The 19,828-nt window shown below is 61.3% G+C and carries 25 protein-coding genes; 12 read left to right on the plus strand and 13 right to left on the minus strand.

What is annotated here, in order from left to right; genetic code table 11:
* Positions 1–147: 147 nt before the first annotated feature.
* A complete protein-coding gene (locus ACUXVH_RS30795) occupies positions 148–1,227 on the plus strand; it encodes a saccharopine dehydrogenase family protein (RefSeq protein WP_065364232.1) in 1,080 nt (359 codons plus the stop codon).
* A gap of 89 nt (positions 1,228–1,316) precedes the next feature.
* Positions 1,317–2,549, plus strand: a complete 1,233-nt coding sequence (locus ACUXVH_RS30800; protein WP_011061734.1) for an NADH:flavin oxidoreductase/NADH oxidase family protein — start codon at positions 1,317–1,319, stop codon at positions 2,547–2,549.
* A 27-nt stretch (positions 2,550–2,576) separates the two neighbouring features.
* On the opposite strand, the gene ACUXVH_RS30805 is transcribed toward ACUXVH_RS30800, so the two are convergent.
* Together ACUXVH_RS30805 and ACUXVH_RS30810 are read right to left on the minus strand one after the other, a co-directional pair.
* A complete protein-coding gene (locus ACUXVH_RS30805) occupies positions 2,577–2,957 on the minus strand; it encodes a hypothetical protein (protein ID WP_011061733.1) in 381 nt (126 codons plus the stop codon).
* A gap of 154 nt (positions 2,958–3,111) precedes the next feature.
* Complete coding sequence (locus ACUXVH_RS30810) at positions 3,112–4,155, minus strand: hypothetical protein (RefSeq protein WP_011061732.1); 1,044 nt, start codon at positions 4,153–4,155, stop codon at positions 3,112–3,114.
* A gap of 327 nt (positions 4,156–4,482) precedes the next feature.
* Here ACUXVH_RS30810 and ACUXVH_RS30815 point away from each other — a divergent pair, with 327 nt between their 5' ends.
* Together ACUXVH_RS30815 and ACUXVH_RS30820 are read left to right on the plus strand one after the other, a co-directional pair.
* Complete coding sequence (locus ACUXVH_RS30815; protein ID WP_065364231.1) at positions 4,483–5,937, plus strand: DUF1254 domain-containing protein; 1,455 nt, start codon at positions 4,483–4,485, stop codon at positions 5,935–5,937.
* A 35-nt stretch (positions 5,938–5,972) separates the two neighbouring features.
* A complete protein-coding gene (locus ACUXVH_RS30820) occupies positions 5,973–7,466 on the plus strand; it encodes a DUF1254 domain-containing protein (protein WP_019093066.1) in 1,494 nt (497 codons plus the stop codon).
* Positions 7,467–7,667: 201 nt separating this feature from the next.
* On the opposite strand, the gene ACUXVH_RS30825 is transcribed toward ACUXVH_RS30820, so the two are convergent.
* From ACUXVH_RS30825 to ACUXVH_RS30840, 4 genes are all read right to left on the minus strand, one after another.
* Positions 7,668–8,063 (minus strand): hypothetical protein, encoded by a 396-nt coding sequence (locus tag ACUXVH_RS30825; RefSeq protein ID WP_011061727.1) that lies wholly within the window; start codon positions 8,061–8,063, stop codon positions 7,668–7,670.
* Between the two features lie 25 nt (positions 8,064–8,088).
* Entirely contained in the window at positions 8,089–8,652 is a 564-nt protein-coding gene (locus ACUXVH_RS30830) for a hypothetical protein (protein ID WP_011061726.1), read from the minus strand.
* A 444-nt stretch (positions 8,653–9,096) separates the two neighbouring features.
* On the minus strand, positions 9,097–9,258 hold the full coding sequence (locus ACUXVH_RS30835; protein ID WP_019093064.1) for a DUF2986 domain-containing protein: 162 nt from the start codon (positions 9,256–9,258) through the stop codon (positions 9,097–9,099).
* A 120-nt stretch (positions 9,259–9,378) separates the two neighbouring features.
* Positions 9,379–9,852: a hypothetical protein gene (locus ACUXVH_RS30840; protein WP_015635918.1), complete on the minus strand. Its 474-nt coding sequence runs from the start codon at positions 9,850–9,852 to the stop codon at positions 9,379–9,381.
* 291 nt (positions 9,853–10,143) lie between these two features.
* Between ACUXVH_RS30840 and ACUXVH_RS30845 the strand changes: the two genes are divergently transcribed.
* Both ACUXVH_RS30845 and ACUXVH_RS30850 read left to right on the plus strand, forming a co-directional pair.
* Positions 10,144–10,284, plus strand: coding sequence for a PA0050 family protein (locus ACUXVH_RS30845; protein ID WP_003083582.1), 141 nt, complete (start codon positions 10,144–10,146; stop codon positions 10,282–10,284).
* A 53-nt stretch (positions 10,285–10,337) separates the two neighbouring features.
* The gene (locus ACUXVH_RS30850; RefSeq protein ID WP_011061723.1) at positions 10,338–10,475 is read left to right on the plus strand and encodes a PA0050 family protein; all 138 of its coding nucleotides are present in this window, start codon (positions 10,338–10,340) and stop codon (positions 10,473–10,475) included.
* A gap of 90 nt (positions 10,476–10,565) precedes the next feature.
* Here ACUXVH_RS30850 and ACUXVH_RS30855 read toward each other — a convergent pair whose 3' ends face one another.
* Entirely contained in the window at positions 10,566–11,039 is a 474-nt protein-coding gene (locus ACUXVH_RS30855) for a hypothetical protein (protein ID WP_015635917.1), read from the minus strand.
* A gap of 227 nt (positions 11,040–11,266) precedes the next feature.
* On the opposite strand from ACUXVH_RS30855, the gene ACUXVH_RS30860 reads away from it, so the two are divergent.
* A complete protein-coding gene (locus ACUXVH_RS30860) occupies positions 11,267–12,235 on the plus strand; it encodes a threonine ammonia-lyase (RefSeq protein ID WP_065364230.1) in 969 nt (322 codons plus the stop codon).
* Positions 12,236–12,369: 134 nt separating this feature from the next.
* Here the strand turns inward: ACUXVH_RS30860 and ACUXVH_RS30865 are convergent, their stop codons facing one another.
* Both ACUXVH_RS30865 and ACUXVH_RS30870 read right to left on the minus strand, forming a co-directional pair.
* On the minus strand, positions 12,370–13,011 hold the full coding sequence (locus ACUXVH_RS30865; protein ID WP_015635915.1) for a hypothetical protein: 642 nt from the start codon (positions 13,009–13,011) through the stop codon (positions 12,370–12,372).
* 104 nt (positions 13,012–13,115) lie between these two features.
* Positions 13,116–13,361: a hypothetical protein gene (locus ACUXVH_RS30870; RefSeq protein WP_011061719.1), complete on the minus strand. Its 246-nt coding sequence runs from the start codon at positions 13,359–13,361 to the stop codon at positions 13,116–13,118.
* 196 nt (positions 13,362–13,557) lie between these two features.
* Between ACUXVH_RS30870 and ACUXVH_RS30875 the strand changes: the two genes are divergently transcribed.
* From ACUXVH_RS30875 to ACUXVH_RS30885, 3 genes are all read left to right on the plus strand, one after another.
* A complete protein-coding gene (locus ACUXVH_RS30875; protein ID WP_123397430.1) occupies positions 13,558–14,061 on the plus strand; it encodes a hypothetical protein in 504 nt (167 codons plus the stop codon).
* A 69-nt stretch (positions 14,062–14,130) separates the two neighbouring features.
* Positions 14,131–14,364: a YceK/YidQ family lipoprotein gene (locus tag ACUXVH_RS30880; protein ID WP_011061717.1), complete on the plus strand. Its 234-nt coding sequence runs from the start codon at positions 14,131–14,133 to the stop codon at positions 14,362–14,364.
* 132 nt (positions 14,365–14,496) lie between these two features.
* Entirely contained in the window at positions 14,497–14,964 is a 468-nt protein-coding gene (locus ACUXVH_RS30885) for an anti-virulence regulator CigR family protein (protein ID WP_065364229.1), read from the plus strand.
* Positions 14,965–15,028: 64 nt separating this feature from the next.
* Here ACUXVH_RS30885 and fabF read toward each other — a convergent pair whose 3' ends face one another.
* A complete protein-coding gene (gene fabF / locus ACUXVH_RS30890; protein ID WP_065364228.1) occupies positions 15,029–16,297 on the minus strand; it encodes a beta-ketoacyl-ACP synthase II in 1,269 nt (422 codons plus the stop codon).
* Between the two features lie 116 nt (positions 16,298–16,413).
* On the opposite strand from fabF, the gene ACUXVH_RS30895 reads away from it, so the two are divergent.
* Entirely contained in the window at positions 16,414–16,899 is a 486-nt protein-coding gene (locus ACUXVH_RS30895; protein WP_011061714.1) for a winged helix-turn-helix transcriptional regulator, read from the plus strand.
* 125 nt (positions 16,900–17,024) lie between these two features.
* On the opposite strand, the gene ACUXVH_RS30900 is transcribed toward ACUXVH_RS30895, so the two are convergent.
* The 3 genes from ACUXVH_RS30900 to ACUXVH_RS30910 form a co-directional block, all read right to left on the minus strand.
* A complete protein-coding gene (locus ACUXVH_RS30900; RefSeq protein ID WP_065364227.1) occupies positions 17,025–17,759 on the minus strand; it encodes an HAD family hydrolase in 735 nt (244 codons plus the stop codon).
* A 95-nt stretch (positions 17,760–17,854) separates the two neighbouring features.
* Positions 17,855–18,391 carry a hypothetical protein gene (locus ACUXVH_RS30905; protein WP_065364226.1) on the minus strand — a complete coding sequence of 179 codons (537 nt, stop codon included), beginning with the start codon at positions 18,389–18,391 and terminating at the stop codon, positions 17,855–17,857.
* Positions 18,392–18,445: 54 nt separating this feature from the next.
* Entirely contained in the window at positions 18,446–19,087 is a 642-nt protein-coding gene (locus tag ACUXVH_RS30910) for a TetR/AcrR family transcriptional regulator (RefSeq protein WP_065364225.1), read from the minus strand.
* 93 nt (positions 19,088–19,180) lie between these two features.
* Here ACUXVH_RS30910 and ACUXVH_RS30915 point away from each other — a divergent pair, with 93 nt between their 5' ends.
* Positions 19,181–19,789, plus strand: a complete 609-nt coding sequence (locus tag ACUXVH_RS30915) for an NAD(P)H-dependent oxidoreductase (RefSeq protein ID WP_065364224.1) — start codon at positions 19,181–19,183, stop codon at positions 19,787–19,789.
* Positions 19,790–19,828 lie beyond the last annotated feature (39 nt).

Genomic DNA, 19,828 nt, shown 5'->3' on the forward strand with positions numbered 1-19,828 from the left:
GGCTTTAAGGTCAACCCCGCGACGGCAAATAATTTTTGCGGATGCGCTCGTACTTCTGCTTGACCCTCAACCTGACTTTAACGCTAGCGTCTGATGCGCAAGGGGCAAGGCAATAACGCACGTTATCAATCCAGTCTGGAGCAACGCATGAGTCAGCAAGACAACCTGGATACGCCGATGAAATGGATGATCTATGGCGCCAATGGCTATACCGGCGAGTTGATCGCTCGCGACGCCGTCAAGCGCGGGCTCAGGCCGGTGCTGGCCGGGCGCAATCGCGACAAGGTCGAAGCCTTGGCCCGGGAGCTGGGCCTTGAAGCCCGGGTGTTCGGGCTGGATGACGATGCGCGCTTGCTTGCGCAGGTCAAGGGACTTGGATTGGTGCTGCATTGCGCGGGGCCGTTTTCAGCCACCGCCGCACCGATGATCGAAGCCTGCCTGCGGGCCAGTGCGCACTACCTGGACATCACCGGCGAGATCGCCGTATTCGAACATGCCCAATCCCTGAATGAGCGGGCGCGAGCCGCGGGCGTGGTCATTTGCCCCGGCGTCGGCTTCGACGTAGTCCCGACCGATTGTGTCGCCGCCGCACTGAAAGACGCGCTGCCGGATGCCACGCATCTGGCATTGGGCTTCGATTCCCGCTCCAGCTTTTCGCCCGGTACTGCCAAGACCTCCATCGAGGGCATGGCGCAGGGCGGCAAGGTCCGTCGTGACGGTAGGATCGTCTCGGTGCCGCTGGCGTATCGGGTACGGCGTATCGACTTCGGCGCCGGTGAGAAACTTTCGATGACTATTCCCTGGGGCGATATCTCGACGGCCTATCACACCACCGGCATACCCAATATCGAAGTGTTCATACCGGGCTCTGCCGGCATGATCCGCGGTGCCAGATTCGCCAACCTCATCCGCCCGTTGCTGGGGTGGTCCTGGGTACAGAGGCTGCTCAAGGAGCGCATCGGCAAGACAGTGGTAGGCCCGGACGAACAAAAGCGTGCCGACCAAGGCACTTATGTGTGGGGCGAGGCCCGTAACGCTCGGGGCGATCGCAAGGTCGCGCGGGTGCATACCACCAACGTCTACAGCCTGACGATTCATGCCGCCTTGAGTGTGGTTAGCCATCTGTTGCAGGTGCGTCCGACGGGCGGTGCCTACACGCCTGCCAAGCTGCTGGGGGCTGATCTGGTGACCAAGCTGCCCGGCTCGGGCGCCTTGGACATCGAGTAAAGATTCTTGGGTGAAGTTGCAAAAAGGCTATTGACCTTCAAGTTCACTTCAATCTTAAGGTGGCTCAATCTCCACTGAGGGCTACCCCCATGAATGTGTTCGATACCCTGATGCTTCCCAACGGTTCGACCATCAAGAACCGTATCGCCAAGGCCGCCATGGAAGAGAATATGGCCGATGCCGACCAGGCACCTTCCGAAGAACTGATGCGCCTGTATCAGGCCTGGGCCGAGGGTGGCGCGGGCCTGATCATCACCGGCAACGTGATGGTCGATGGCCGTGCCATGACCGGGCCCGGCGGTGTGGTGCTGGAAAATGAGCAGCAACTGGACAAGTTCAAGCGCTGGGCGCGGATTGGCCGTTCCGGCGGCGCGCAGTTCTGGTTGCAGATCAACCACCCTGGCCGCCAGATGCAGGCAAACCTCGGGCAGAAAACCTGGGCACCCTCGGCCATACCGCTGGACCTGGGCAAGATGTCCAAACGTTTCGCAACGCCTCACGCGATGACTGCGAGCGTGATCGATGATGTCATCCAGCGTTTCGCCCGTACCGCGCGTCTGGGTGAGCAGGCCGGGTTCACTGGTGTGGAGATCCACGCCGCACACGGCTATCTGCTGAGTCAGTTCCTCTCGCCGCTGACCAATCAAAGAACCGATGAATGGGGCGGTTCCCTGGAAAACCGCGCGCGCCTGCTGCTGGAAATCGTCAAGGCGGTACGGTCCGTGGTGTCTGCCGATTTTGCGGTGGCGGTCAAACTCAACTCTGCCGATTTTCAACGGGGAGGCTTCACCGCCGACGATGCCCGGAAGGTGGTTGAACTGCTCAACGAGCTGGGGGTGGATCTGGTTGAGTTGTCAGGCGGCAGCTACGAGGCGCCGGCCATGCAGGGCGAAGCCCGTGACGGTCGTACCCTGGCGCGCGAGGCCTATTTCGTTGAGTTTGCACGTGACATCCGCACCGTCGCCAGGATGCCGGTCATGGTCACCGGGGGAGTACGGCGACGTCCGATCGCTGAAATGGTCGTCCAGAGTGGCGTGGACATGGTGGGGATCGGCACGGCGTTGGCCATCGATCCGCACCTGCCCCGTGATTGGCTGCTGGGCAAAGACAGTACGCCGCAACTGCCGCCGATCACCTGGAAAAACAAGGCCATTGCGGCCTTGGCCAATATGGCGGTGGTCAAGTATCAATTACGCAAACTCAGCCGGGCCAAAAAAACCGATCCGAGCGTGTCGCCGTTGCGTGCGCTGGTGCTGCAACAACTCGCCATGGCCTTTCGCACCCGCCAATATCGACGTTGGGTAGAGAAGCGTTCGATGTAAGTCGATACCTCGCAAACCCACCGCTCATTATTTGGGCGAGAAAGTCACCTTGACCGGATTGTCGTGTTTGTAGGTTGCCGATGATGGCCCGTAGTCGAGGTTGAAGCCTGGCAGCCAGGCCCTGAGTTCAGTATCTGAAATCCATTCGAGCTGGAGCTGGCTTGCGGCCTCATTGGCGTCGAACTGAGCCAAGGCTTGCACCGCAGATTGGCAGGCTGCCGATACGCCGGATTCCAGTACCGAGACCTGGAGCTTCTCGCTCCAAGTGATGGATCCGCTTTGCGGGCACTGGCGTACTTGCACATGATATTTCCCGCTGGGTGAAGGCAGGTCGTAGACAATTTTGTTGGGGCCGCATGCGGCCAGCAAGGCGGATGAGAAAATCAGGGCGGGGACACGTTTATTCATCGCAGTATTCCAATTGCCAGGAGGGGCAAGTGGGCAGTCGGCCCCATCGGGGTGGCAGGGCCTGCACCGGGGGCGTACCGAATTCAGGCAAACAGGCCCCCGAGCGCATGCTCGACACGGTATTCGATGAGATGCCCATACCCCCGGACTTGTCTTACTTGGCCAGTGACAACGGCACGCCCCAGATGGGATCTTCCATGCCTTGCTTGCCCAGCGGCGTGATTTGCATGGGCTGGAGCCTGGACAGCAACTGCCGGTGCTTCTCGCTCAGGTTGCGCTGCTCGATGAGATTCTGCGTAAAGCTCATGGGCGCCGGCCAGGTATAGACGGTCAGGTTGTCGAGAGGGCACTCGATTTTCTTCGGGTCGATCGCCCGGCACTTCGACTGCTGGTACTTGTAGCCAGGGGTCTTCAGGTGCATGCGTGGGGCCAGCAGCAATTGGCCGCCCTGGATGGTGAAACTGGCAAGCGCCTTGTCGACCGGCAGGCGCGCCTGGACCTTGATCGCGGGAACGTCGCGAGAATCGGTCTGTTGGTAATAGCCGCCCGGGGAGAGCGCCGTCGTCTGGGTATATTGCTGTTCACCCCAGCTCACGCAGGCACCCGAAGCCCTGAGCACGGCGGTACAGACACCTTCGGTCTTGGTCTCGCTGCCATAGGTCGCGTCCTTCCAGACCTCTTCCCTGTAGTACTCGCGGTACAGCTCGGGGGACAGGTAGGCGGTCCCGTTGGCGCCATGGCCCGAACCGGGTGGGCCGCTGCGGGCGCCGACCTGGTCGAGCAAACCGTGGATCTGGTAGTCGTCGCCGCCGGTCAGCAAGTATTTGCCTGGTGGCAGGATGTGCACCTCGAAGGCCTTGAACAGATAGGTTTCACCAGGCGGCCTCTGCAGCGCGTTGGTCTGGAACTTGCGGCCGAAGGTCACCTTCGGATCCTTCTCGTATTCCCAGATCACCGTCGGCGTCCATTGAGTCATGGTCAGTGCATCGCTCAGCGACTTGTGCGGCATCACGTCCGCCACCAGCACCACCGCCATGTTCGCCTTGAGTGCTGCGTCCACCTGGTCCAACAGCTGCGCGTAGCGCGGATCGTCCATGCTGCCGTAGGCACCCGAATCGAGATCGGAGACGCAACCGGAGAGGGAAAGAGCGAGGAGCAACGCGGCGGGTAGGGCAGAGCGCTGCCGGAACAGTTTCATGTATCAATCCTTGATGGGCGTTGGCAGGGGATGTTGAACAGCAATATTAATGGTTTGAAGGTAGAGCGCAATATTTAGGAAGGCCGGTCCGATGGCATGCGCAAAGAGCAAGAATACGCTGTGATTCACCTCACATATCGAACTCTGAACGCTGTGCGAATTCGACTTCGCAGGCCCATAACGACCTGCGCAGGTAGAGGCAGGGAGAGGGCGAATTGCTGTCCGTTTCTCTGGCAGAACCCGGATCCTCTGCTAGTTTTTTCAACGATCAATCTTGCCGCAAAAGATTCGCTCGCCAAAAAAACACTCAAGCAAGGAAGCAGCCGCATGAAGAAAGCCCCCGTATTCATCAGTGGCTTGATTGCTACGTCAGTGATGCTCGCCGCGATGCTTGTGCAGGCGCAAACCTCGCCGATGGCGCAGGTCTCCGGGCCTGAAGCCGATGTGAAGGTCACGCAAACCTACGTACGGATGATGGCGCGGGAAGCGTATTTCTGGGGTTGGCCGATGGCCAATATCTTCAACCGCCGGCAGAAGTTCAAGGACCTGCCGGAGCCGGGACTGATGGGCGGTATCGTGCCCGTAGCACCGATCAACCATCTGTCGATGCTCACCGATTACATTTCCCCTGGCGAGCGGCTGGTGGCCTGCCCGAACCAGGATGTGGTCTACGGTGCGGGCAGCATTGCCCTGGATATCGAGCCTGTGGTGATTCAGGTGCCGGACTTCGGCGACCGTTTCTGGGTGTATCAACTGGTGGACCTGCGCTCCGACAGCTTCGCCGAACTGGGCAAGATGTACGGTACCAAGCCGGGCTTCTATCTACTGGTGGGGCCGGACTGGAACGGCAAGGTACCGGAAGGCATTGCCCAGGTGTTTCGCGCCAAGACCAACACCGGTTTCGTGATCCCGCGGGTATTCCAGGACGATACCGCCGAAGATCGCAAGGCCATCCAGCCCTATCTGTCAGGCATCGATATGTACCCGCTGTCCAAGTACGACGGCAAACTCAAGCAGCGTGACTGGAGCAAGTCGCCGAAATTCCCTGCCGAGGCATCGGGAGACGAGGAGACCCGCTGGGTGCTCCCGGAAAAGTTCTTTGATGAACTGCCGGCGATTCTCAAGGACGCCAGGCCGCTACCGGGTGAAGAGGCGCGCTATGCGCAATTGGCGGTGCTGGCGCAAATCGCCCAGCGCGACCCCGAGCTGAAAAAAGCCATGATCGACGAAGCGCAAAAGGCTGACAGCGAGGTGGTCAAGCCGCTGTTGCAGTTTCGCAACTACGGCCAGCAATTGCCGCATCACTGGAGCACCATCAGCAACGGCGCGGCGTTTGGGACCGATTACTTCCTGCGCACGGCAGTCGCCCGGTCGAATATCTTCGTCAACAAGCAGATCGAGACCAAGTATTTCTACCAGGACCTGGACGAGGCCGGTACTCGGCTCAATGGCGCCCAGCGCTACAGCGTGACCTTCCCCAAGGGTGCGCTGCCGCCGGTCAAGGGCTTCTGGTCGTTGACGCTGTACAACCAACAGCATTTCTTCGCCGAAAACCCGTTGGGGCGCTATTCCCTCGGCACCAAGAACAAAGCGCTCAAGAGCAATGCCGATGGCTCGCTGACACTCTATGTGCAAAGCGACTCGCCGGGAGCGGACAAGGAAAGCAACTGGCTCCCCGCGCCCCAGGGCGCCGACTTCTCGCTATACGTTCGCGCCTACTGGCCGGAAGCCGCTGCGATGAACGGCCAGTGGACACCACCGGCGGTGGTCAAGGTCAACTGAACCGATTTTCCAACTGCGTTTCATAAGGACAGCCCATGAACCGTTTACGCACTTCCCTGACGGCCCTGGCCGCAGCCATTACCCTGAGCGGCCTGGCCAATGCTGCGACGCGTTATGAGGAACTGGCCAACCAGCCCTTTGAAAAGGGCTTCCCGACTGAGACAGCTGCACGCACCCTGATCGATGAGCTGGTGTTCCAGCGTGCCGTGCAGTCGTACCTGTGGGCCTTGCCGGCGATCAACATCTGGTCGATGAAGGAGGCTTCGGAGAAAGAGTTCGGCGCCGGCTACAACATCCTGCCCACCTGGAAAAAACGCATCAATGCCAAGACGCTGGTGACCACGCCGAACTCCGATCTGGTCTACGCCATGAGTTATCTGGACCTGCAGAAGTACGGCCCCCTGGTGGTCGAAGCACCTCCCGGTGTACAGGGCATGTTCGACGACTTCTTCCAGCGCCCGATCGTCGGGCCGACCATCGACGGCAAGACCTGGCGCGGTGACGTCGGCCTGGCCGGCCCTGACAAGGGCAAGGGCGGCACCTACGTGCTGTTGCCGCCGGACTACAAGGGGCCGGAGCCGACCGAGGGATACGTCTATCGTTCGCGAACCAACAACGTGTTCCTGTTCTGGCGCACCTTTTTCAAGGATCCGAAAGACCTCAGCGTGCCGGTGGCTGAAGTCGAGCGCACCAAGATCTATCCGTTGGGCAAGAAGGATTCGGCGCTGCCGATGCAATTCCCCGATGCCACCGGCGCACCGATCAACATGCTGTTTCCCGAGGATGGTCGCTATTTCGACATGCTGTCGCGCTTCATTGACGCCGAAGCGGTGGACCCGGCAGACATGGACATGCGTGGCTTCCTGCACACCTTGGGCATCGAGAAGGGCAAGCCCTTCGCTCCGGATGCGCAACGGCGCAAATTGCTCGATGAAGCGGCGCGCACCGCGTTCAAGATGAGCAAGGTGGTGACAAGCCATTTGCTGCTCAAGGAACCGGGCGGCTTGTACTACAAAGATCGGCAATACGTGAATACCTTCGCCGGGGAGAACACCGAGTTTCAGTCCAGTGGCAGCTTCACCAATCTTGAGCAGCGGGTGGCGTTCTTCACTTCGGCCTACTCGGACAGCCCCGGCATGGTCATGAACATGGTCGGTGCCGGTGCCAAGTATCCCGCGACCACCCGTGATGCCGACGGCAAGTTCCTCGACGGTGCCCAGACCTACAAGCTCAACCTGCCGGCAAATGTACCTGCGGCGTTGTTCTGGTCGGTGACCGCCTACGACAACCTGACCGCCTCGGGCCTGGACAACGGCCAGCCGTTCCCGTCTCTCAATCAGATGGATAAGCCGGTGCAGAACAGCGACGGCTCCACCGATATCTACTTTGGCCCGAAATCTCCGGGCGAGGGCAAGAACTGGATCAAGACCGTACCGGACAAGGGCTTCCTGGTGATCGTGCGGCTTTACGGGCCCAAGCAGGCATTCTTTGACCAGAGCTGGAAACCGAGTGATTTGCTCAAGCAGTGATGAGTGTGCTCGTGTCGTGCCCGATAAGACGGCCAATGCGAACAACGCTTTTCGAAGGGTAGCCGGTGAGCGGTACGTTGGACCCTGCCTGGGTCATTATCGGCGTGGCCGCAGCTTCTCTTCACTTCAGAGGCTGCCTCTGTCAAACCCGGACCTCTGACCCAGCGTGGCTCTGGCCACCCGGGTCGAGGTCGTGGAGGGTCAGGCTTCTGGCTTGAGCTTTATGCCGGCGCATCGGCCTCGAGTCAGCAGGTAGTCCACTTGCCTGGCGCGGTTGATGGCGACGCGGATTTCGCAGCTGGCTGAGTTGGTCACGTCGCCCCAGTATTCAGCGTGTACCAGTTGGCCGTTCTGTGGGCCGGTGTAGGTGCCGAGCGCTTCGCGTGAGGTGTACGAGGTGTCGCGTTTATAGATCAGTACCACCCAGTCCTTTTCGGGGGCGGTGGCGACTTGGTTGGGGACGCCAAAGTGCTCGATCGCCTCGCCAACCGGGCGGTTCTTCCAGTAGTTGCGGGCCTGGGCTTCGGGCAGGGTCGGAATGGCCGAGCATCCGCTGAGCAGGATGGCGGCTATTCCCAGTGCGAGCAGTCTTTTCATCGCACGTTCTCCATAAATAGTGCGTTCATTTGGCGGGCATCTGATCGAATGCCTGGTCGACGATCTTCAGGATGGCCGTCTTGGTGTGCTCGTGATTCATTAACTGGAACAGCCCCGGAGCGGCCGAAATCATCTGCGAGGTAGGCATCTTGCCGAGCGGATACATCTGCTTCGCCTGGCGCTGCTCCGGATGACAGAGGAAGTCCCGGGTCTGGGCTATCCAGGGCTCGGGCTGCTTTTGCCATTGAGTGGAAACCTTCTTCGGGCGCAAGTCGTTGAAGAACTTGCTGTAGTTCTGCGCGCCGTTCAGGCGCACCCGGTTCTTCGCGCAGTCGACTTCGACGTCATACGCGGTCATCGTTGGCTTGCCGCCTTCTTCGTAGAGCTGATAGACGCCCAGCGAACGGACACCGCCCTTGCGCAGGAAGATGTTGGAAGGTTCACCGTCGACGATGAAGGCTTCGTTCTTGTTGAGGCTGCCCTGGTGATGAATCATCCAGAAGTCGCCGGCCGGGGCACTTTCCGCTTGTGCAGCCAGCGGGCTGCACAGCAGCAAGGCGGGCAGCCAGGGTCTGAGGGAGGTGAGCATAGGGCAACAATCCTTTGCTGTTGTGGGCACCTGGAGGCGGTGCTTGCGGGTGAAGAAAAATCAACTCAGTCCGTTGGCAAGACGGTGAGTGGCCAAGCTCAGGGGCTGTATCGGGCGATGGGCAGGGCGGACTCTGGTGAGTGGCTGCCATGACCAGAGGGCGCTCCTCGAGTTTTTTGTTCGTGGCAGCAGGTGGGCCGCTCAAGGGTAGAAATATAGGTGCGCCGGGCGTCGTGGGTCGATTAGGGCAAATGTGCTAATGGCGTATTGCCGCTATCGAGCAGAGCCGCGGAAACTGCGGCGGGCAGCTTCCCAGGGCAGGCCGCAGGAGGTCGATGGAGCGCTCAGGCCCGAGGGGGCCGGGTGAATTCAGGTAAAGGCCAGGGCCGCTCAGGGAGGGGGGCAGTGTGCCACGGCGGCCAAGGCTGTTGGGGGGGGGCTGAATCAGCTTTCGGGTGCGATGATCGGGTCTTGAACGGCTTCAGCCGCCAGCTTCAAGCGATCGGCCTTGCTGATGTAGGTGCACTTCTTCTTCGGTGCCAGTTTGGCGCTGGCCTTCTTGGCGTTGGCCTTCAGCAGTTGGTTGATTTTCTTGCGGCGATTCATGTGTGCGACTCGGCGGGTAAGTTGCCGAATGATATCAGCTAAGGGGGGCAGGCCGGCCACCCGGGGTGAACCCTGGTTGCACAAGACTGGGGGGCGGCCCTGTTTAGCTGGATCACCCGATCACTTCTTGCTGTTGCAGTCGATTACGCTGGCATCGGTGATGATGTTCTGGCTATCGGTGTACAGGGTGATGCTGCAGAAGTAATCGAGCACTGTCCGGTTTTCCTCATACCCGGTCTTGCGATAGACCGCTTCGCTCCCCACCGGCATCATGCCGCCGACTCCGCCACCGCCAATGCCTACCCAGGTCTCCTTCTGGCCGACGTACTCGACGCCGGTCTGCACGAAGACCTTCTCTGGCGTGGTATGGGTCTGCACCCGGTTCCACAGGTAGAAACCTCCGCTGCCGTAGGAAGAAGGCCCCATGCCCTGGTCGGGCCTGCCGAACAGTTGAAACGCATTCTTGGCCGGCTGCCCCACCAGTTTCTGGGCGGCGATCTCGACGTCGTTGGGTTCGGTCTTGGCTGTTGGGATGGCACAGGCGCTGATGGTCAGAACCGTGAGGGCAAGGCATACGAGCTTGAGTGAAGGCATGACACAGATTCCTTGTGTTCCTGGATTTTCGGCAAAAGATAATCTGAAAAATATCGGCATGGCCAGTGCAAGATTGTGCTGAAGAGTCGCCGTGCGCTGATTTGCGCCGGCCATACAGGCGCGACAACACGCCACACTGGCGCAATCGCCGGCAGTGGTCTTTGCTGTCTCGGGCCCGGCGGCAGGGCGCGCGGACTGAGCCTGCGTCATGCCATACAGGGGGCCTGTGTCCGCCTCTGGTGACGGAGCAGGGCACAGAACACTATCGAGGTCTCGACCAAGGAGGTCAGGTTGAAAAGGAAAATGCTGGCGGCTTCGCTGCTGTTGTGGATGTTTTCGCTGACGGCGCAAGCCGACTGCGCGGTGCTGGGGCCGGGAGAGGATCCGTGCGCTGGCCCGGTGCTCGGGCCTACGGTCTGCGAATGCCCTTGATGAATGTCCGTGCCCTCGTCAGGGGGCATGGATGACTGACCAGGAGGTCGCAAATGAAAAAAGTGATGTTGGCGGTATTGCTGCTGTGGGGCTTCACCCTGACGGCCCAGGCTTCTTGCCCGGTGTTCGGCCCGTCCGAAGATCCGTGCAGCGGCCCGGTATTCGGTCCGTCCACCTGCGAATGCCCTTGAGCTAGTTGCCAATGGCAGGCCCGGCCCAGGTCGGGCCTGCTACTGCCTTGGGCCTGATCGGCAGGTGTCGAAGCGCCTGTGGCCGGTTCTTCAAAGATGGGCAATCAGCTGCTGCCGATAGCCGTTTTCATCGGCTGGGGCGGGGTATCGGGTTTCATCGATCAGCGCGCGCAACTGCTGTGAATGGCTGGACTGCCTGAAGGCGACCTGGCACTCGGCAGCATCAAAAAAGCCTCGTAGATGAGGCAGGGCCAAGGGCAGCAACAGAGGTTCTATCTTCAACGAAATACTGACGATATCCAGTTGGTCGGTGGGGTCTCGGTAGAGATCGATGACCAGCAGGCTTGCACTTTCGGTACCCGGATAAATGTGGACGTCGCCAGCGCCAACCGGGGTTTCGTCGAAGTAGCTGGTGTACAGCTTGCGAATGTCGAGAGCGATTCCCAGGGTGTTCAATGCCGCCGCCAGATCGGCGTTGGGAACAGGCTCGTCCTGCGCCCAGGTGACGAAGTCAGGCATGGAAACACAGATGTCGAACTCGTTGGCGCAGATGATGGGCGTCACTGGGAAGGCTTCCTGGTGGTGGAGGGCCGCTAGCCTACCACTGGGCGACGCTGTTTTTGCAGCAATGATCCATGAGCTACTCCAGGTTGCTCATCGGCTGCCCATAACTCTTGAATAGGTGGCGCATTCCCCGGTTTGTCCTGTAGCGTTCATCGCGGCTGGCGAAGCTGGCCAGGCACGGACGTTGGGAGTCCTGCACACATTCAGACCAAGGATATTGGCCCCAGATGACTCAGCTGATTGATTTCAAATCCATCGTTGCAGCAGCGCAGCGGATAGATGGATCGGTAGTTCGTACGCCGACGGTGGAAAGTTCGATGCTGGCAGGCATGGTTGAACGACCTGTCTTTCTCAAGCTTGAAAACCTGCAGACCGGTGGTTCATTCAAGGCCCGCGGGGTACTCAACAAGTTCTCGGCGTTGCAGGAGGGCCTGGGCGATAGCCACTTCGTCGCCGTCAGTGGGGGTAACTTCGGCATTGCCATCGGCGAGGCGGCCAAGCGCTTCGGCGCCAGGGTGACGGTGATCATGCCCGAGAGCGCGCCGTCTTCGTCGGTCGAACGCATTCGCGCCTCCGGCAGTACGGTCATTGTCGAAGCGGATGTGCATGCTGCCTTTGCCCGGGCCAAGACCCTGGAGGCAGAGGGCTATGTGGTGATCGACGATTGCGCCGACACGCTGATTGCCGAGGGGCATGGAACACTGGCCCTTGAGTTCATTGCCGACTGCCCGTCCCTGACCGACGTGTTTGTCGCGGTCGGCGGCGGGGCGATGCTGGCGGGGGTGGCCACGGCCTTGAAGGCAATCAAGCCCGGGATCCGGGTCTGGGGCGTAGAGACCGCCGGCGCACACTCCATGAGCCAGGCCTTGCAGGCGGGCAGGCCGGTGGATATCGACGTCAGTTCGATCGTCTCCACCCTTGGCGTTCCGATCATCGACGAGCTGATGTTTGCCCACGCTCGCCACTATGTCGAAGACATGGTTGTGGTCCCTGACGAAGAGGCGATCAAGGGCATGCTCTCCTTTGCGCAAGGGGCAAGGCAATGGGTTGAGCTGGCTTCTGGCGCGCTTGTGCCCGCGGTCATTGCCACCGCGCCCAGGCTGCCTGCCGACGCGGTTATTGGCCTTGTCGTCTGTGGTGGGAACATATCCCTTCAAGACATGACGAAATGGGCTACCTATGCGGGAATTTCCTGAACATTCCCAGGGTGATGTCTGTAACAGGTCGCTCGCTATCGAAAGCGAATGCTGGCTGACGTACGCGCTCCGGCGCTGAGAGGGGGCGAGCAGCCCCCTCAGCGCACCAGGTTGGCCAGCCAGCCGTGCAGGTCCTACTTCACATCGCCATTGTAGAAAACGTGCTGCACGTCTTCTTTCTTGACGATCAGCTTGTTGCCATCGGCCAGGCTTTCGACCAGCTCCGAGCAGTTGTTGATTTCCATCTTGCCGGTCACCGATTCCGAGGCACTGTCAAAGGTGAAGGCGTAGGTGGTGGCGGGGCAGCTGGCGCCACCTTCTCCGGTGGAGACCACCAGCAGATACTTGCCACCGAAGGCATAGGCTTTCTCGACGGCGACGTATCCTGTGAGGTCCGGGTCTTCAACCACGTAGTCCATCACGTTGACGACACCGGCGCGGGATACATAGTTGATGGCCGAACCGCCCATTTCGCGGGTGCTTGTGGTGAATACGCCACCGATGTCGTCGCCGCTGATGATCAGTGGTACGTAGCTGACCCGGGGCGCTTCTGGGGCCGGTTGGGTGGCGACTGTCGGGGCGGGGCGCTCGCCGAGGGCAGGAGCCGCCTGTGGCGATACACACTTGCCGGTCTCGCAGATCCGATCACCCTTGCAATCGGTGTCCTTGAAGCACTGGGCGGCAGCGCCTGCCTGGCCGGTTGCCACCGGCTCGGGTTTCTTGTCGCATCCAACCAGGGCCAGCGCTGCAAGTGAGAGGGCGTAAACAAGCTTCATGTTGATCTGTCCTTAATCAAGAGGAGGGGCCGGCGGGCAATGTAAAGGGTTTGCTCAGGCGTTGCCAGGAAACCTCAGCCCGGCCATCCCCTGTTGGCGGCTTGTCAGCAAAGGCTGTCGGCAGCACTGAGCATGGGGAGGACCGGGAGGCTCATATCGCGGATGGCCGCTTCAAGCTTGTCCTGGTAGATGCTCAGGATGGAGTAATCCAGTTTCTGGGTGATGTTCGCGCCGCTTGCGCAATTTTGCAGCAGTTCTTCCAGTGCGCCGGCAACCAGGTCCGCGGTGACCTGCAAGACGTTCAAGCCGAAGCGGCTATCGACAATGACCAGATTCGTTAAGTCGTACATACAGCCCCTGCGGTCACTGTGATGAAGGGTAATGGCTATGAGCCACTAGCAGTTTAACTAAACCGTCGGTGGGCTGTCACGGGGAGAAAAGGGGGGATTTGCGCCAGTGAGCGGGTTTTTTGTACGGCGATTTTCCAGCGCTCAGGGGCCGCTCTGTGTACCATTCTGGTCCGCCTGGAAACCAGATTTGATCTGCATGCTGATTTTGAAAAAGGGTGATCACCAGGGCTTGAAGATAGGGCCACGCTGGCCATCTTCAGAGGTCTCGATAGATGCCCGGGTCTTCACCCAACTGCTTGAGGTCCAGTCGAGATTGCCTCGCTCCGTGCAACTGCTGGTAACCCGGGGTTACGAACCCAACAGCAGTTGCCTGGGGTTTTTCAGAACCCTGTCGCGCTGGCTGGGCATCCGGCTTTTCTGCCTGTGTTACCCGCGGCGAAAGCAGGAGCTGGAGGATATTTTCGGCTCCAATGGCCATGACGTGGACGGCACTCATGTCGACCTGTCCATCGTCCTCGATGGCAAGCGCCTGCGCTTTCTGCCCTTGGGTGTGTTTACCTCGCCGGCCCGCCAGGAACAGCGCAAGGCGCGTTACTCGGCGGTAGTGGAGGAGGTCAAGGCCACCCTGGGGCAGTGCGGTTTTCAGATTCATCGCAACCCTACCGAAAGCCTGCAGATCCATTGCGACTACAAGGCTTGATCTCGATCTCTGAAGCGTTGGTCATGCAGCACCCATGGTGCTTGCCGATGCAAGTAATAAGGACGTTACGTGTTGCGTAGTCTGTTGTGGCTGGTGCTGACCCTGGGGCTGAGCGGGTGCACGGCATTGATGACCCGAACCACTCCCTACACCTGTCCCTATATCGGCGTGCGCATGGACTGGGCCCTGGCAAAGGAAAACAACGGCGTGCTCTGGCCGTTTCTGGCGCTGGATGCGCCGTTTTCCGGGGTGGTGGATACGCTGATGTTTCCCTTTGAATACCAGCACAGTTGCAGCCTTTGACTCTCGAGGTTCAGCTGGGCTGAACGGGCAGGTGAGTGGGCGGGCCGATCCGTGCTCAGGGGCGGGGACGACCCCAGGATAGAAAGGCCGTCTAGAGTTGATTCTGGCAATCGCTGCCTGAGGAGAACCACCATGCACACATCGCGTCCGCTTGTTACCGTTCTTGCCTGCCTGGTCCTGGCTGCGGCTTCCCCCCTGGCTCTGGCCGATCCGGGCGGGGGCAAGGGGCAAGGCCATTCCAAGCAGGACGCCCAGGATGATCGTGGCCAGGGCAACCGGGAGGGCCACGGCAAGGGCAAGAAACCTGCTGCTGACGATTGGAGCCATGGCCCGAGCATCGATCGTGGCAACGTGCTCGGCATCTTGGGTGGGCACCGTGATTACTGGAGCCCGGGACCGGCGTTGCCTCCCGGTATCCAGAAGAACCTGGCCCGTGGCAAGCCCCTTCCACCAGGCATCGCCAAGAAGCTGGACAGCCGGCTGCTCGGGCAACTGCCACGCTATGAGGGGTATGAGTGGCGGCAGGCCGGTACGGACCTGATCCTGGTGGCCATTGCCAGCGGGGTCATCTACGAAGTGCTGAATGACGTGTTGAACTGATGAGGCTGCCGGGGTTTCAGCCAATCGCAACTCAAACCCCGGCAGGGAGCCCTGGCCCGAAGGGCTATTCCCAGCGTTTGAACAGCACGCTGGCATTCACCCCGCCAAAGCCGAAGCCATTGGACAGTGCGTATTGCATGGCCAGTTGGCGAGCCTGCCCCCTGACCAGGTCCAGCCCTGCGGCGGCGCTGTCCGGGTTTTCCAGGTTGAGGGTGGCCGGGGCGATCTGATCGCGCAGGGCGAGGATGGTGAAGATCGCCTCGATTCCTCCGGCCGCACCCAGCAGGTGGCCAGTGGCGGATTTGGTGGCGCTGATGGCCAGTCCACTGTCGGTGCCGAACACCGTTCTGATAGCAGCCAGCTCGCCTTTGTCACCCACGGGGGTGGAGGTGGCGTGGGCATTGAGGTGCTGCACCTGGGATGCCTGGATACCGGCCTGGCGCAGGGCCTGCTGCATGGCGCGACGGGCGCCGTCGCCGTCTTCCGGGCCGGCCGTCATGTGGTAGGCGTCGGCGCTGGTGCCGTAGCCCACCAGCTCGGCGATGGGCCGGGCGCCGCGGGCCAGGGCATGTTCCAGTTCCTCGATGACCAGCAGGCCGGCGCCTTCACCCATGACAAAACCATCCCGAGCCTGGTCGAACGGGCGGGAAGCGCGTTCCGGGGTGTCGTTGAATTCGCTGGACAAGGCGCGGGCTGCGGCGAAGCCGCCCAGGCTGACCCGGTGGATGGCTGCTTCTGCACCGCCACACACTGCGATGTCGATTTCCCCGGCGCGGATCATCCGCGCGGCATCGCCAATCGCCTGGACCCCGGCGGCACAGGCGGTCACCGGCGCGCCCAGGGGACCCTTTAGACCATGGCGGATCGACACGTGCCCGGCGGCCATGTTGCTCAGGAACGAGGGAATGGTGAACGGCGACAGGCGGCGCGGGCCCTTGCTGTCGGTGGTGCGTACCGCTTCGGCGATGGCCGGGAAGCCGCCCACCCCGGAGGCGATGATGGTGGCCGTGCGTTCCTGGGCTTCTGCGGTATCCGGCTTCCAGCCGGCCTCGGCCAGGGCCTCCTCGGCCGCGGCCAGGGCGAAGAGGATGAAGCGATCCATCTTGCGCTGTTCCTTGGGGGCCAGCAGTTGGTCCGGGTCGAAGCCGGCCTCCGGGTCCTGGAGCGAGTCGGGCACCTGGCCGCCGATGGTGGTCGACAGCTCGCCGATGAGTTCTTCCGGTAACGAGCGGATGCCGGACTGGCCTGCCAGCAGGCGCCGCCATACCTGTTCGACTCCACAACCCAGTGGCGTGATTGCGCCCATGCCGGTGACTACGATGCGTTTGCTCATGCGGATCCTGCTCCTTCAGCGTACGTGATTGGGGAACAACGAAACGTGGACGATACTATCATCATGAAAGTAACATCCGAATCCATAATTACCGAGGTGCAGTGCAGGAGCCAGCCATGCAACGAAAGAGTCTGATTGAAGCCGAGTGTCCGATCGCCCGAGGCCTGGAGCGGGTGGGGGAGTGGTGGAGCATCTTGATCATGCGCGATGCCTTGCATGGCTTGCGGCGCTTCGACGAGTTTGCCCGCAGCCTGGAGATCGCCCCGAACATGCTGACCCGGCGTCTCAATTCCCTGGTGGAGGATGGGTTGCTCGTGCGTGAGGCCTACAGCCAGCGCCCTCTGCGCTATCAATATGTGCCCACGGCCAAGGGCGAGGACTTTCGCGTGGTGCTCATGGCTTTCGTGGCCTGGGGAAATCGTCACTACGCTCCCGAAGGTGAGAGCGTGCAACTTGTCGAGCGGGAAACCGGGCTTGCGGTACAGCCTGTGATGGCGGAGGTCGCCAGCGGCCGGTTGGTGGCATTGCAGGCGTGCACGGTGCAAGCCGGGCCCGCGGCCAGTGCCAGCATGCGCCAGCGCCTGGGGGCTACGGCTGACTGAGCCCTGGCGCCTGGTTCGATGCCGCGGGTGCGCCGGGTTGCTGTGCGGCGGCCAGGTTCTGGGGTATCCAGCAGATTCTGGCTGGTGGCTGCCAGGGCGTTATCGTCCGCAGGCTGGCCGGCGTCTCAGCGTGCTCGCTGCCCGCGCCGCCATGAAGGGTGAAAGTGCCGCCAGTGGGCGTCCTGGGCTGCAGCCAGCAGCTCACGGTCGCCGCGGGTATCGCCCCAGGCCCGGAGCCGATACTGGTTCAGCGGACCGTAGACGCTTTCCAGGCGCAGGACCTTGTTCTGGCAACGGCAATTGTTGCCGGTGATACGCCCGCTCAGTATGCCGTCGACCACCTCCAGTTCGGTGCCGATCAAGCTGATCCCCAGGCGTGTGGCGAAAGGTTGCAGGACCAGGGCCGGGGAGGCAGAGCACAGGGTTACCAGGGCGCCTGAGCGCAGCTCCTGGGCCACCGCCTGCAGGCCCGCCGGGCGCATCAGTCGGTTCCAGGCCTGCTGGCAGAAAGCTTCTGCCCGCTGCTGGAGCCAGGCGGCCTCGACGCCTGTGAGGAAGGTGCTGATCAGTTGCGCCTTGAGCTGGTCGCGATCGACCCGGCGCACCAGGAACCTCAGGCTGGGCAGGGCCAGGCCGAGTATCCGCCGGTTGAACTGGCGGTGGCCAAAGGCAAACCTGAGAAAGGGTACGAAGCTGTCATGGCGGGTCAGGGTGCCGTCGAAATCGAACACCGAGAGCACCTGGCTGGCATCGGGGTTGATCCCGATGGCGTCCGGGGCAAGCGCCTGGGCTACGGATTGTGGGGCCTGGGATGGCAAGCCCGTGGGGGCGAGGGGGCCGGTTGGCGGGTGGGGCGGCATGGGTGTTCTCATTGATGGCGGCCGTGGATACGCGGCCGGTTTTGCCTGGGATCGCTGCAGTCTACGCGTTCCGAGTGGAGGCTTCTGCTACAGGTCTACAGACGCAGCATGGGAAGGGGGTTCCAGGGACGGGTCAACAGCCGTCTGGCGGACAATTGAACCAGGCGCAGATGAAAGCCGGCATCGGGAAACGCGGCAAACACTCGACGCCGATCCTGGCGCGATAGACCGAAGCTCAGCATGCCCAGGGAGACATCAATCCAGTCGGCGCGGCGAAAGCCTTCCACCAGGCTACCCGGCTGCGCGGCAGTAGGGGTGATCTTGTGGTGCAGTTCAATCATTGGCAGCACCTCGGCTGCCCATTCCGGCCTGCCGATTTCCTCCAGATAGGCTTCGGCCAGGTGTAACGAGGGTGGCAGGTAGTCGAAGGTCCTGGCGGTCCAGATCCCCAGATCATGAAAGGCTCCGGCAATGGAGAGTTTCTGCAACTGCAGGGCATCAGTGCCTGTAAGCAGGTGGCAGAAGTTGATGACCCGGTACACATGGTTGCGATAGCCGGTGAAATCCTTGCCTAGCTCGCCGCGATAGCGTTGCAGCAGTTCGTCCAGCAGTTCCAGTTGGGTCAATGGCATTGCAGCGTCCTTGCGGTACCCCTTCGGGGCGTGTTTTCAAGAGTCGGTTCACAATTAACGGGAAGCGTCGGATGCCGGCGTGCGTTGCCTGGCGCGGGCTCTTTCGACCATGGCCACGATGGTGTCGCAGAGCTCTTCCTGGGCTTGGCCGAAGCTGATCTCTCCCAGTGTGGCGGCATGGGACAGCGCTTCAGCGGCGCCGAGCATGGCCCGCAGGCCCGCGGTGCCTATCACGGCGCCGTTCGCGAAGGGCTCAAGGGCACCTCGACAGGTTTCCAGGAAGGTGGCCTCGTATTCACGCTTGGTCTGTTCCAGCTCTGGCGAGCTGGCCAGGGCGGCGATCACCCCAGGGATTTCACGGCCCTGGCGTTGCACACAATCCATATAGGACGCGGCAATCACATCGGCGCGAGCCGCCAGCGTGGGGCTGGCAGTCTCCAGCGCCTGCTCCATGAGTGCGGTCTGACGCTGATCGTAGTCCTGGTAGAGGGCCGCCAGGAGTACCGCCCGAGTGTCGAAATGATCGTAGACCACGGGTTTGGTGACACCGGCCTGTTCTGCCAGGTGCCCCAGTGTCAGGGCCTCGGTGCCTTGTTCGCGAACTATCTGCCAGGCCACGCCCATCAACTGCTGCAGGCGCTGTTCCCGTGTCAGGCGGCGGCGCGGTGAGGTATCGGTGTTCTGGCGGCTTGACATGCTTATATACCAAAGGTAGGTTATTGGTCGTAACTTACTAAAAGTATATAAATCCTCTGCAATCAGCGCAATGCGCTTGTGGGAGTAGTCGCCATGCACGCACTTCTTGTCTTTGCCCATCACGACCCCAGGTCCCTGACCCACAGCCTTGCCCGGCAGATTGCCGAAGGCCTGGCCGAGTCTGCGGAGCACTCCTTCGAGATTGCCGATCTCTGGAGCGAAGGCTTCGAGCCGCGTTTCGGCGCTGCAGATATTGCGGTACACAGAACCCAGGTCACCCCTCCTGTGGACGTTCTCGCCGAGCAGGCCCGGATCGATCGCGCTGATGCTCTGGTACTGGTCTATCCGGTCTACTGGTGGTCCATGCCAGCGCTGCTTAAGGGGTGGATCGACCGGGTGTTCAGCAATGGCTGGGCGTTTGATTTCCAGGCCGATGCCAGGTTGGTGAAAAAGCTGGGGCGCCTTCGGGTGCATCTGGTAGGGGTGGCTGGGGCTGATGCCGGTACCTATGAGCGTCACCGCTACCTCGAAGCGATGCAGGCTCAGATTGATCACGGGATCTTCGATTACTGCGGGGCCAGTGTGATGACGTCGCAGTTGCTGTACGAGTCGGAGTCCGGCGCCCAAGCCGCCAATCTGCAAAGGGCCCGGGCTATCGGGCAGGCCTTGTTCAGCGCCCACAGGCTCGCCGAGCCGGTGTAAGGCTTTGCCAGGCATATCCAGAGGGGCAGGGCGGGAAGG

The organism is Pseudomonas sp. 8(2025) (assembly GCF_052665325.1).